This window comes from Johannesbaptistia floridana (assembly GCF_057440575.1).
Window position 1 is genome coordinate 1 of record NZ_JALKVM010000232.1, and the last position, 12,274, is coordinate 12,274.

Here is a 12,274-nt window from a genome sequence, read left to right on the forward strand (position 1 = left end):
TAACTGTTCCATTTTGATTGGTCAAACTTTACTTTATTTAACCATTTCTTAAAGATGGGACAATAATAACCTAGACAATTTATTAAATGATTTACTGTTTCACAAACTGCTTCTCTATAAATAGGCTCATAAGCTGTTAAAAACATCTCAAAACTAGTAAAGCCCAAAGCATTTAACTCGTTTATTGGTGTTGGCAATCCTTTGACATAACTTAGGGTATTAGATTTTTTTATCACCATCATCAACAACCACTTAAGTACTAAGATTATATCATTGCTAAACAATAATTGGTCTATATTTTCTCTAATAGCGCACTAAACGACTTATAATCAAGGGGAAAACACAGTAATTATGTCTCAATTATCCCTTTGTCCCTAATTGTCACCGACTAAAAATTACTCATTATTGCTATTTAGCTAATCAAATGAGCAAGTTTTAGCAGTAATGAGTAGATATTTTTCAACTGTTTTTAGCCCTCCATTCAGAAAACTAGCAGAAAGCAAATTCTACACCCCATTATTGTTTTGTCTCAATCAGGAGCGATCGCCAAAAACCACCAATCTCCACAAGCTTTTTAGCCATCCTGTCACTTCGTCAGGGCGATCGCTCTTCAACCGTTGTTTCGATAAAGTCGCGTAATTTTATGAATACCATCACTACCGCCACAAAGCAATACTGCGGTCAAGAGGGAGTAACACTAATCTAGCCGTATCGAAGCGTAAAGAGAGAAAGAACTAAAACCCCAAGGGAGATATCCTTTTGGTCTTTTTGTATAACAATTTATTTCATTGTAGGACAACCAATGGTCTCCTTTTTTCCAACCTATACGCTCTCGAAACTTTTCATCTACATCCGTGTCATATTCCCCGGGAGTTCCACCGCATTCAATCCAAATTTGCTTTTGCACAGAAAAACCGAAATGACCCTCACTATATTTTAACCATAATTGGTCCATTATTTTCAATTCTGAGAGAGGAAAATTAAGAGCACTATTATAATATAAATAATCTCCTGATTCTTTGTCAATGTCACTTATAAGAAGAATTAATTCACGTCTTTCTCTATCTGCCTCCTTCCAGAGACTTTGTGCCAGTAACTTGTTTAATTTAGTATAGTCTATACCTCTTTCACCTTTTGGAATGATTAGTTTTTCTTCCGCACTATGAATATTTTTGACATCTTTCTCTTTTAGTTGCTTGTTTGAATGTATTTCTTCTATCTCGGGATCTTTATGTATTACTCGGTTAAAGATGTAGAAAGAGCTATCACTTTTTTTTCCTGAATTCATTTTGGCTATTTTCCCTTCAATCAATGATAAAATTTACGATTATCTTTCAACTTATTCATAAATTTAACATACTTTTATTAATACGGCAAATCATTTTCTTTCCCCTCTTACCTAAGTGAGTAATTGAAGTAAATCTGTGGGAATAATCAATGAATTTTGGGCTCATTAATTAGGAAAAAATAAGCATTAATCATCTATTTTAGTGACATTAAATTTTAATAGTTACTTCAACAACACTTGGTACTTTTATACTAGCTAATTGAACTGTTACCATCCTTAACTATTTCTCCATTTCAACTACACGAAAAGGTTGACCATACTCATCATACTCAAGAGTATATTGACTACTATTCATAACACGTGGCATCACTTCTTCTCTCAGTATAGGATCTGACAACCAGGCATTCAATTCCTCTAATTCGGAAACAGGTTCTCTATCGGACGACTTGCACTTACCCAGAGAAAAAGCTCCCTTTGAGCAGTTTTTGACTTTATCAGCAAGTTTAGCAGCATTGTTTGAGATTAAAACTCTACTTCTTCTTTCTTTTTTTCTAAATATTCATCTATAGCAGCCCGAATAATATCAGGGACAGTACATTTTTGTTCGTCTGCTAAATCTTGTAATTGTTGTTTTGTTTCTGGTAAAACTTGAGCTTTAACTTGGGCTGATAAGGGCTTTTCACGCCCATAATTAAAACGATACTTTGTCCCAAAATCTGGATTTCCCCCTGGTCTTGGCATTGTTTTTCTTACTTAGTACTCACTTATTTTTTATTATACAAGGCTCAAGGCCAAAGACATGCTCCTTAAGCCTGTTAGTGTCGTACTGCGCTATAATGTCATTAGAATTAGTTGGCATTGACGATGGAACCGACAACTGAAATCATCCACCTAGATCTTGAAGAAATCCGCAGAGATGGTGGTACTCAACCCAGAGCAAAAATAGATAGACAACATATCAAACGCTTAGAAGAACAAATCGAAGATGGTCAAGAAATAGAGCCTGTGGTTGTATTCTTTGATGGAAATGATTACTGGTTAGCTGATGGTTTTCATCGTTGGAATGCCTATCGAAATCAGGAAGAACCCACGATTAGAGCTATTATTTATCACGGAACAAGACGTGAAGCGATACTATATTCTGTTGGGGCTAACGCTGACCATAAACCAGCTTTACCTAGAGCCCGTGCCGATAAACGTAAAGCTGTTTTAACTTTGCTCAATGATCCCGAATGGCATAGTTGGAGTAACCGTGAAATAGCTAGAGTATGTCGAGTTAATGAGAAAACAGTGCGGAATATCCGTAACGAATTAACTGCGGATATCCGCAGTGACACAACAAACTCGACTCAAACGCCAAAAATCCGCAGTGACAATTCCTCATCTTTAACTGCGGACTTCCGCAGTGAAGAACAAGAGTCAACGAATGAAAATCTGCGGAATTATCGAACTAAGCACGGAACTATAGCAACCATGAACACCACTAATATTGGGAAACCTCAGAAGAAAACCTAAATAGGACAATAAAAGTGACTACTGATGAAATCTTGATTGCATTTTTGAGTAACGTTGAACACATGAGTTCTTCTCAGGTTAAAGCCGCCATAAAAGCGATCGCCTCAACTCATCCAGATATCATCTTTCAACTTGTACATAACCTTAATAATAATTAATAAGTTCTAACGACTAATTATAGGAAAACTAAAAATTTAGAGAGAGAGTCAGATGAGCTTCTAGCACAGTTTCTGGAACTTGATGTGGAATGTGTAATTGAAACAGTCATCAAAATCATTCATGAAGATGGGTGGTTAGAATTTGCTGATTGGTTACAATCGTTTTCTGCTCAAATACAATGCCAATTGGTAGCAATAGTTACTAATTTTTACTTATTATGGCCAGACGCGATCGCCATTGAGACAAGATCATAATTGACAATTTAATCTTAGTAACTCATTTTGTCAAGGCATCTACAGAAAAGTACCTCAAACAAAATGTCTGAGGTAACTTCGATGACGTTGAATGAAATTGCTGTCCGCTCATTGAAAGTTCTACAACAGTCTCGACAACGATGTATGGAATAGCCGAGGGTGGTAGTACGTTTAAGAGAAACAGTATTAGTTGAAGAACAGTGAGGACAATCCATTGTTTTAAAGCTATAGGGGAAATCAGTACTTGAGTTTAGTATACCAGAAATCTCGGTACAGACAAAAAACTTGTTCTCAGTCCCGACAGTTTCGACAATACCCTTTATTCTTTACATTCCATAAAGGGTTTAATGTTATCTCCAGATTGTGTTGGTGAAGAGCACCAGATATCTAAATCAATTTTGAAGGCATCCTTATTGAAAGAAAAAGCTCTTACAATAGGTAGTGCAGCATCAGCAGCCTGTTTATTATCAAAAGGTATGACTGTTCTCCATTTATCTTGACGTAAGTATATTTCTGCGTTGGAATAACCATTATCTGCTGCTCTTTGGACTTCATCAAGAGCAGCTTCATAACTTGAGTCACTTCCAATCACAATTGCGGAGCCTTGTGTTGCTTGAGGAGTTAAAGTATTAGATGTAGTAGCAGGTAGTTGAGGTAAAATTTCTGGGTTTTCTTGGGCTTGTTTGATTTTTGAGATGACTTTAGCTCTCAAATCAGAATTGCCGTCAAACAATCCCAATTCATTCATTAATTCTAGTCTATCCAATCGTTTTCTAGGATCTTCGGTTTCCTGAGCTTGTTGAATAAGCGAATACGTGAATTTTTGCTCTTCAATCGAACTATTAGAGAAAAAAGTGATTATAGCAGCTCCAGCCGAGCCACCAATCAAACCTAATATCAAAGAAATAATAGAAGTTGTCCTTCCTTCACTCTGTTTCATTTATTATTACATTTTTAAACTACAGAACCTAACGATAAAATTCCATTTTACATGAATCTTTTTTTTTCTAGGGTGGTAAAATTGAATAGAGAAGTTTTTATGATGTTTGAAAAAGCTTAAACACGTAGAACTGGTAGCGGGTTTTTGATGAGGTTGAGTTAAAATTTAAATGCACGAGGCGAAATTCTCTCTTCAACAAGTTTTAATAAGACTACCCATTGTGTCTATTCATACTTGTCGGCAAGATTTCTCGATTACTCCATTTCCGCCATAGGAAAGACATGTTTTTAACAAAACTTTTATTTCAAATAAGCGAAGGATGAGTAGCAACAACGATCGCTCTTCAAATAAGTGCGATCGCTGTTACTGTGCTTTATAAGTCCGAGAAAGGCTATGCCGATTTTCCCCAATTCCTAGATTTGCGCCTAATTCAGCAACACCATTTATTTTTTATCTAAAAAAGTTGTTTCATGTTGAGGATTAGAACTAAATATTCCTTGAAATTCAGGTTCTTGAAAATATTTAATTTTTTGGCTCATGATGGGAGGTTCACCTTTAATAAAGATAATTTGGTCATCTCGATTCATTCTCATAACTTCATCTGGTTGTAATAGTTGCCTTACTTGAGTCACTATTGTTGTTCCTTCATTACTAGAATCTTGTCCATTAAAATCATGAGTTCTGCTTGTTCCCTTATTTTCAGATATGACTTGAATCTCTCGCTTTCCGAGTTTTTCCGATACATATTTAGCCGTATCTAAATCAGCTACGCCAAAATATTGTTGGACAGTACTACTAGAAACAAAAGGTTGCCATTCATCATTTGGATAAAGAGCTTTAATTTGAGATAAATCTTGAAGAATTGTCCAAATAGTCGCACCATAACCCCTTACTATTGGCACAGCATCTTTCAAAGAATCCATTCTTCCTAGTTGTGCCATTTCATCTAATAGAAATAAAACTCTATCTCTGGGTTTTCCTTGAACTGTTAAAATCGAACACAATGCAGTACTAATCCAAAGTCGAAGTAACCGAGAATAGGCTTTAAGTCTTTTAGTAGGTAAAACTAGATAAATAGAAAGATCGCCTGTTTTTTTGAGATCCATAATATCAAAGCTACTTTCAGATAAAGATTTAACTACTTTGGGAGAGTCTAAAAAATCAGTATTAGTTGTAACTGTTGAAATAACAGTTTCTGCTGTGTTTTCTGGTAATTTTTTAAACATAGAAGCTCTTTTTGATATGATGCCATTAGCATAGGGAGAACTTTCCATCATATTTAAGGTTATGGCAAAATCATCAGCAGGTTCAGTAAGTAGATTTCTCACTGTACCTAAATGTCTTGATTCTTTTGGGGATTCACAAACAACATAGAGAATAAAACCAGTCAAAATATTCACAGCTTGATCATTAAAATATTTATCATTTCCCGATTCACCTGTTCTGAGAATAAGAGAATCAGCGAAGGTTGTAGCTTCATCAATTAAATCATCACTCTCAGGATCTAGAATATCTAAGGGATTAATTTTAGCTCTATGTTCTCCGGTACAAATCTCAAAAGGATCTAAACAGAATACCCGTTGCCCCATACGCTGACGAGCAAATTTAGTTACTTCATAGTTTTCACCTTTAGGATCTGTTACGATTACAGAGCCGGGATAAGTTAATAAATTAGGAATGACGACTCCGACTCCTTTACCCGCACCTGGGGGGGCAACTGTCAGTAAATTTCCTTCACAACCATCAAAATCTTGATTAAATCTGAGTAAATTTGGTCGTGATTGATTTTTTTTGCTAGACAAAAAATTAAAGGACGATTTTTTGGGTTGGCTATTTAACTTTCCTAACAAAAGTCCTTGTGTTTCCAATAATCCACAAGATTCCATTTCTTGTTCACTGAGCCATTCTGACGTGGCTTGTCCTCCACCTATTGTTGTTGTATTTGTTTTATTCGCAAAACGAGGAACTTTCCTACTTTGAAAAAGGAAACAAAATAGAAAACCACCCCCAAAGATTAATAAAAGCCAACCGGAGGACAATTCCGGGGATAAAGTTCCAGCAATAATTACAAATAAAAACCCTCCTATACATTGCCATGGGTATCTAGTAATTATGTTCACCAAAAACTTGAGTAATATGACTAAAATTTTCAAAGAAAACTCAAGAGACTGTGTAAAGATATCGGATGAAGTATTCATGTTTTCCCCTTTTCCTATTGTTTATTAACTGTTTACCTAACCTAACGAAAAATTAATTTTTTATTAACTAAAAAAATTAACGCTCTCGCTCTTTCAACTGTTCTATCAAACGTGCTGTTTTTTCTTGTTCAGCTTTTTTTCGAGCTTCTTCGACTCTTGATGACTGTCCATCTAACTCTCCTTGTATTCGCTCAGACGTGCCATCTTTCTCACGTGTTGTTTTCTGAACTTCACGAGTTATTTCCTTGGCTTTTTGATATTCTTTTTTAGTTTCTTGTTCTTTGCTCATTTTTTTATGTTGTTGTCTTTGTTTGAGTTGACTTTTTAAAAGTTCTGCCTTTTCTTTTTTTTTCTGAGCTTCTTTCAATTCAAGTTGCGCTTTTGCTTTAATTTGTTTAGCTTCTTTCGGATGGCTAATTTCAGCTTTTTTTGCCATAGTTTTATAGTTTTGAGCTTTTTGATTGTGTTCTCTAGATTTTTTTTCCAGTTCATAAATTTTGACTTCTATTTGATGCTCAATTGCTGGCATAATAGTTTCTCCTTTTTTTCTGTTTTTTAACAACGGATTTGGGATAATAAAAAGGCAAAAATTGAGTTACTTTTTGTCTTTAGTTTTTTTCTGTTTCTTTGGTTGAGCTAAATTCTTGACTTTGCCCTTAGAAATCGTGGTTCTTACCACCAGACGGGCATGACATATATTGACAGAATCATAATTGTGGGCATCTTGCCAGTTGCTACCGAGTAAATCTGCCCCAATAAGGTTACAGTCAGTCAGGTTTGACTTAGTCAAATTGCAATCTATTAAAAAAGCCCAAGAAAGGTTCGCCGAGGTGAGCTTGGCATGAGCCAAGTTACAACCTTGCAGACAGGCATTATGAAAATTGCATCCCTCTAGATTACTTTGATGAAATGCCGTCTTACTGAGATTGCCTCTTTGGAAATTGGCCTGTGAACAATTAGACTTGGATAAATTGGCATTTTCCAGGATGGTATCTTCTAAATTAGCCCCAGTAAGATTAGCTTCAGGCATATTGGCGCCTTTAAAGTTGATACCAGACAAGTTTTTTTGACTGAGATTGGCTTTAGCGAGGGAGGTGTTTTGGCAATTATGTGGTAGTGTAGCTTTGCGTAAATCGGCACCAGTTAAATGAATTTTCTTGATGATTTCAGAGTTTAAATTTACACCAACCAGACGACATCCACTAAAATCACGTCTTCCGCTTTCGTATTGTTCTTCAAATTGTAGCTGAGTGAGTTTTTCTCCATTGAAAAAGTTTTCACAATACTTCCATATTTTTGTGAATGTCAAGTGTTGATTATTGTTCATAAGTTTCATTGAATAAAGGTAATAGGGTTATGGATAATTGGGATAGATGCTGTGCTCTTTGAATCAGAGCACAGGAAAGTATTCGTACTTGTTCAGGAAATTTAGAGAAATAGAGAAATAGACGCTTTTGTTGGTGGGGGCTTTCGACCATTTCTGTATGGGTCAAATAAGCCACAAAGTAACTGAGATCTTTCAGGATTTTATGAGTCTGTAAACTGTCTTCTGAGATTGTTGTATTAGGCATCAGACCCAAATGACGGGAGATGTCTAGGAGATAATTTCCTGCTGCCACAAACATTGAATAGGATTGTTGGTTATGAAGATTAACCAATAAATCTTGCACACTGGTTTCGATGGTAGACGAAGCTTGAACAATAGAATCTTTGACATTTTCAAAGCATTGCTCAGGATTTGGTCGGGTAACCTTTACGTTTTCTCCTTTATTGAAGGTATACTTTAGGAGTTTGACTAACTCAGGGTAGTAGCACTTGCCTTGTTTAGCTTGCGCTTGAGCATGTCTAATAATTTGTCTTAACTCTGTTTGATTCTGAGGAGAGTTAAAGGGCATAGATAAATCCTCTTCATAGTTTAGTTGTTGTACAAGGAGCTTTATTGCGAGTAAAGACACCAGAGGGGGAAAGAAGGAGGGGGTGGTTGCTGGTACACACCCTCACAGATAAAAGGGCTAACCTTAATTTGGGTCGGTTGTATCTAAGATATTGCTGACATCAATAGAGGGTTTTGATTGATGGCCATTTGTGCTATTGTTATGGTTGTTATGTAAGATAATGGGGTCATGGTTGTCAACTTCCCTTAATAAATCAAGAAAGAATTGGTCGCGCACTTCTGCAACTTCTTCGCTATAAGACATTTGTAAATCTTGATTATCTTTAGCATAGTTAGCTGTGAGCCATACCGCAGCTACTGAGGTAATAGCAGAGAGAAGAAACATATAGAAGGAAAGACCTAGACCTTGCCACTTTCCTGAAAGCAAATCTTCAGTAAACACAAGAATGGATATATATGTTGCATCCATGCCACTTTTAAGTAGTCCCTCTTGATCAAATTTTTGAGCATAGATATGAGGTTGATTTTCTTCTAGATAGTCTCTAGGACCAACGCTACTGACATCATCCTCTATTTGTTTAATTTCATCTTGTATTTTTTGTAAACGTGTTTGTTGTTGTTGATCTAAAAAATTAGCCCTCGGGCATGTGGGCCATTGACTCTCAGGTGAGTTATGGTAAGATCGCTGTTCAAGGGGCAATGCTTCATCGCTGTAGCGTCCATAAGCTTCAGCATAGAGTGGACCTCTTTGAGGATGGTTAAACGGCAATGGTTCTAACTTGTGATTCAAACTCTTACATCTTTCCTCATCCTCTTTTAATGATTGAGCTAAGGAGTCATGTTGATACTCTTCTAACTGTTTATCTTTAACACTGATAATGTTTTCCTTGATATATTGCTCTGCGAAGTCACTGGCATTATTTTCGGGTTCTAAAACGATTTTCGTACCCACCCCACCCACGGCTGATTGAACGATATTCAAGATAATGAGTGCTAGGAGAGCAATTTTACTATTCTTTCTGCCAGTAGCCGCCGTAGAGCCTGATACGTTGGAGAAATTTAACAGTAGTAACATTAACCCTCCAGATAAGACATAACCTAAGCCATAGGGTAAATTGTTCACAGACATGAGAATCAAGGGGTAGGCAGTTAAGGCATTGATAATATTGGCCACAGTCAATGTTGACGCTAACTGTCTAGCATCTGAATCAAGTTCCCGTGTAACAAATGCGGTGCCGTATAAATCGTTCCCTGTTACAACAAATTGCTTGAATAGTAAGATTTTGCAGTCATTTAGTTTATTTTTCGTTTCTGTTTGAGAGAAATCATGATTAGGATGTTCTTGCTTCTGGTATAGAACAAAATCCTGGAGTTTATTTTTCTTTGTCATTATTTTTTACTTCTAGATATAAGTTAAGGGAAAGAATCATTGAGGATTAAAGCAAGTATGATGATAAGGCCAAGTACTCTGAGCATATCTGAAGAAAATGACAGGATAAAAACAATGATGCTTAATTTAGTAAACAGGTACACTGTTTGTTTAAATATGTAGTTTTTTTTCATTGATATGCCAAATAATGAGAGCTATTGAGAGTAGTAAAAAAGCCTTATACACTATGATTAGATTCATAGTTTTGACCTATTTTATTATTAGGAGAGTTAGTAAAAAAACCAGGGTCGGAAAGGTTGTTTTTTATTTTTTTGCCTGGTTTTTTTGCTGGCTTTAATCAGAACAGATTGCTGTAAGGAGCCATTCTTCTAGCCATTCCTCAGTAGTTTGCTCAGATTTTATATGATGAGTCTTGACTATTTCGACTAATTGCTTACAGAGATTCTGTATTTGTTGTTCGTAGTTAGGAAACTCGGTAGATAGCTCTTTATTAAGATGGTTAATTCTTCTGATAAGATGATTATCTAGCATGGTGTAAAGCTCCTTGAGAATGTTAATAAAAGGAATTAAAGGTGAATCAAATTTCCGGTAAAAGATAAATTCGCTATAGTCAGCAAAGTCATCTAATCCCATAATATGAAGCAAAAATTATAAAAAATAAGTTTATCTAAAAAATATTAGTTTTTAACTTATTTGTCTGTTTACTTATTTCCTTTAATCTTATATTTAAAGTTTAGCTATTATATTTATTTAGAGCAATTTTAAAATCGATAAAAGTAGACAAATATCTATTCCTAATAGAGTACTTTTTTCGACTTTTCACAAGTAGACAAATATCGATGAATATTGATAAATGTCGAAAACCACAAGCAAGAAAAATCAGTAAGCGTTAAGGGGAGTAGAAGAGCGATCGCTAAAAAAAGACATCAAAATCTGATAAACTAAGTGACATGGAAGAAAAACGGGTCAATTATGTAAAGCAGATACCCCCAGAAGATTGGGGAAAAACTCCAATCAGTGTTAAAAAACTGGTGGAGGAGATGGCGCAGCAAATACAAGAACAAGAAAAGAAGCTTACAGAAGTCCTGACAGTTCAAGAACAATTATTAGAAAAAGTTAATCAAACCTCAAAAAACTCATCATTACCACCATCGAGTGACCTACCAGAAGTTGAAAAAAAACAGAGGGTCAAGAAAAGCGAGAAAAAAAGAGGTGGTCAACCAGGTCATAAAGGAATTAGTAGAAAGTTATACCCAATTGAAGATTGTAGCTCCATAATAGAGCATTATCCTGAAAAATGTCCTAGTTGTGGAGAGGCATTGAATGGATGTGACACAAACCCCTATCGTCACCAAATAGTAGAAATTCCACCAATTAAACCTATAGTAATTGAGCATCGTTTGCATCAACGAACCTGTAGCTCCTGTGGTACCAAGACTCGTGCCTCCTTACCGTTGGATGTGAACCCCAGCGGTTATGGAGTCAGAGTAGTGGCATTGGTAGCACTGCTAAGCGGAGTATATCGTAACAGTCAAAGACTAGTACAAAGTGCCATGGAGGAGGTGTTTGGGGTGTCAATGTCTTTGGGAACCGTCAACAAACTAAGACTAGAAGCAAGTAATGCTGTGGCTAGTTCTGTAGATGAAGCCAAACTTTATATCCAAAGGGCACCGGTTGTCGGAGCGGATGAAACCAGCTTTAATCAAGGAAATATTGATGGTTGTAATCCGAACCAGAGAAAAGCTTGGTTGTGGGTTGCTGTAACCCCGCTGGTAACATTTTTTGAAATTTCCCTAACCCGTTGCAGTCAAGGGGCGAAGAATTTATTGGGTGAGAACTTTGGTTCTATTCTAAACTCTGACCGACATGGTGCTTACAACTGGGTAGACCTGGAACGTCGGCAATTATGTTGGGCGCACTTGAAACGAGAATTTATCAAAATATCAGAACGCCCTGGGGTCTCGGCAGAATTAGGAACTGCACTGGTTAAACAGCAAGAAAAGTTGTTTGAACTTTGGCATCGAGTCCGAGATGGAACGTTATCTCGTGAACATTTTGGCGAGTTGGTTGTAGAGATTCGCTCATCAATCAAGGCAATTTTAACAGAAGCTGATAGCTATTCCATCGGCACAAAGGAAAAAACACCTTTGGCTAAAACGGTTCGGACTTGTCGTCAACTGCTCAAGGTTGAACCAGGGATGTGGTTATTTGTCAACACTGCTGGTGTCGAACCAACTAATAATGCCGCAGAAAGAGCTATTCGTCCAGCTGTGATTTGGAGACGTACCAGTTTTGGTTCTCAAACCCAAGCAGGTAGTTATTTTGTGGCTCGGATGTTAACTGTAGTGACAACCCTTAAGTCCCAAAAACGGAATGTGTTGGAGTTTATGACACAAGCTGTTGTGGCTGCTCGCGGTGGTACTAGTGCTCCTTCTTTGCTTCCATCCACTAATATTCGTTCTGATGAAGAGGACTTTTTAAAAACTGCCTAATTTTAGGGCTTGATGGAAGGGGGTTGTTTTCTTCTTTTTTACACCTCTTGAATGCTTACGATCGCTCTTCTACCCCCCTGAACGCTTACCAAGAAAGTTTACCGACCCATACTGTAAGGTCGGAAAAAAGCGTAAATTACCAGC

General features: G+C 36.6%; 14 protein-coding genes. 4 read left to right on the plus strand and 10 right to left on the minus strand.

Annotated features, from left to right (window positions below):
* From MW688_RS14800 to MW688_RS14810, 3 genes are all read right to left on the minus strand, one after another.
* A partial coding sequence (locus tag MW688_RS14800) for a hypothetical protein (RefSeq protein WP_486736783.1) occupies window positions 1-242 on the minus strand: 242 nt, incomplete at its 3' end.
* Between the two features lie 455 nt (window positions 243-697).
* Window positions 698-1,288 (minus strand): GUN4 domain-containing protein, encoded by a 591-nt coding sequence (locus tag MW688_RS14805; RefSeq protein WP_486736784.1) that lies wholly within the window; start codon window positions 1,286-1,288, stop codon window positions 698-700.
* A gap of 522 nt (window positions 1,289-1,810) precedes the next feature.
* Window positions 1,811-2,029, minus strand: a complete 219-nt coding sequence (locus MW688_RS14810) for a CopG family transcriptional regulator (RefSeq protein WP_486736785.1) — start codon at window positions 2,027-2,029, stop codon at window positions 1,811-1,813.
* 123 nt (window positions 2,030-2,152) lie between these two features.
* On the opposite strand from MW688_RS14810, the gene MW688_RS14815 reads away from it, so the two are divergent.
* The 3 genes from MW688_RS14815 (at window position 2,153) to MW688_RS14825 (ending at window position 3,216) form a co-directional block, all read left to right on the plus strand.
* Complete coding sequence (locus MW688_RS14815) at window positions 2,153-2,803, plus strand: ParB/RepB/Spo0J family partition protein (protein ID WP_486736786.1); 651 nt, start codon at window positions 2,153-2,155, stop codon at window positions 2,801-2,803.
* A gap of 14 nt (window positions 2,804-2,817) precedes the next feature.
* Window positions 2,818-2,961 (plus strand): hypothetical protein, encoded by a 144-nt coding sequence (locus MW688_RS14820; RefSeq protein ID WP_486736201.1) that lies wholly within the window; start codon window positions 2,818-2,820, stop codon window positions 2,959-2,961.
* A gap of 84 nt (window positions 2,962-3,045) precedes the next feature.
* Window positions 3,046-3,216: a hypothetical protein gene (locus MW688_RS14825; protein WP_486736787.1), complete on the plus strand. Its 171-nt coding sequence runs from the start codon at window positions 3,046-3,048 to the stop codon at window positions 3,214-3,216.
* Window positions 3,217-3,535: 319 nt separating this feature from the next.
* Here the strand turns inward: MW688_RS14825 and MW688_RS14830 are convergent, their stop codons facing one another.
* From MW688_RS14830 to MW688_RS14860, 7 genes are all read right to left on the minus strand, one after another.
* Window positions 3,536-4,156, minus strand: coding sequence for a hypothetical protein (locus MW688_RS14830; protein ID WP_486736788.1), 621 nt, complete (start codon window positions 4,154-4,156; stop codon window positions 3,536-3,538).
* Between the two features lie 443 nt (window positions 4,157-4,599).
* Window positions 4,600-6,354 carry a type IV secretory system conjugative DNA transfer family protein gene (locus tag MW688_RS14835; protein ID WP_486736789.1) on the minus strand — a complete coding sequence of 585 codons (1,755 nt, stop codon included), beginning with the start codon at window positions 6,352-6,354 and terminating at the stop codon, window positions 4,600-4,602.
* A 76-nt stretch (window positions 6,355-6,430) separates the two neighbouring features.
* A complete protein-coding gene (locus MW688_RS14840; RefSeq protein ID WP_486736790.1) occupies window positions 6,431-6,883 on the minus strand; it encodes a hypothetical protein in 453 nt (150 codons plus the stop codon).
* Between the two features lie 66 nt (window positions 6,884-6,949).
* A complete protein-coding gene (locus tag MW688_RS14845) occupies window positions 6,950-7,681 on the minus strand; it encodes a pentapeptide repeat-containing protein (protein WP_486736791.1) in 732 nt (243 codons plus the stop codon).
* Window positions 7,671-8,249, minus strand: coding sequence for a hypothetical protein (locus MW688_RS14850; RefSeq protein WP_486736792.1), 579 nt, complete (start codon window positions 8,247-8,249; stop codon window positions 7,671-7,673). Before MW688_RS14850 ends, MW688_RS14845 begins: the two co-directional genes overlap by 11 nt.
* A gap of 123 nt (window positions 8,250-8,372) precedes the next feature.
* Complete coding sequence (locus MW688_RS14855) at window positions 8,373-9,638, minus strand: hypothetical protein (RefSeq protein ID WP_486736793.1); 1,266 nt, start codon at window positions 9,636-9,638, stop codon at window positions 8,373-8,375.
* A gap of 333 nt (window positions 9,639-9,971) precedes the next feature.
* Window positions 9,972-10,271, minus strand: coding sequence for a hypothetical protein (locus MW688_RS14860; RefSeq protein WP_486736794.1), 300 nt, complete (start codon window positions 10,269-10,271; stop codon window positions 9,972-9,974).
* A gap of 317 nt (window positions 10,272-10,588) precedes the next feature.
* On the opposite strand from MW688_RS14860, the gene tnpC reads away from it, so the two are divergent.
* Window positions 10,589-12,130: an IS66 family transposase gene (tnpC, locus tag MW688_RS14865; RefSeq protein ID WP_486736795.1), complete on the plus strand. Its 1,542-nt coding sequence runs from the start codon at window positions 10,589-10,591 to the stop codon at window positions 12,128-12,130.
* Window positions 12,131-12,274 lie beyond the last annotated feature (144 nt).

Coding starts and splice junctions, on each gene's coding strand:
- MW688_RS14805 (WP_486736784.1), bottom strand. CDS start 1,288: ATGAATTCAGGAAAAAAAAGTGATAGCTCTTTCTACATCTTTAACCGA.
- MW688_RS14810 (WP_486736785.1), bottom strand. CDS start 2,029: ATGCCAAGACCAGGGGGAAATCCAGATTTTGGGACAAAGTATCGTTTT.
- MW688_RS14815 (WP_486736786.1), top strand. CDS start 2,153: ATGGAACCGACAACTGAAATCATCCACCTAGATCTTGAAGAAATCCGC.
- MW688_RS14830 (WP_486736788.1), bottom strand. CDS start 4,156: ATGAAACAGAGTGAAGGAAGGACAACTTCTATTATTTCTTTGATATTA.
- MW688_RS14835 (WP_486736789.1), bottom strand. CDS start 6,354: ATGAATACTTCATCCGATATCTTTACACAGTCTCTTGAGTTTTCTTTG.
- MW688_RS14840 (WP_486736790.1), bottom strand. CDS start 6,883: ATGCCAGCAATTGAGCATCAAATAGAAGTCAAAATTTATGAACTGGAA.
- MW688_RS14845 (WP_486736791.1), bottom strand. CDS start 7,681: ATGAACAATAATCAACACTTGACATTCACAAAAATATGGAAGTATTGT.
- MW688_RS14850 (WP_486736792.1), bottom strand. CDS start 8,249: ATGCCCTTTAACTCTCCTCAGAATCAAACAGAGTTAAGACAAATTATT.
- MW688_RS14855 (WP_486736793.1), bottom strand. CDS start 9,638: ATGACAAAGAAAAATAAACTCCAGGATTTTGTTCTATACCAGAAGCAA.
- MW688_RS14860 (WP_486736794.1), bottom strand. CDS start 10,271: ATGGGATTAGATGACTTTGCTGACTATAGCGAATTTATCTTTTACCGG.
- tnpC (WP_486736795.1), top strand. CDS start 10,589: ATGGAAGAAAAACGGGTCAATTATGTAAAGCAGATACCCCCAGAAGAT.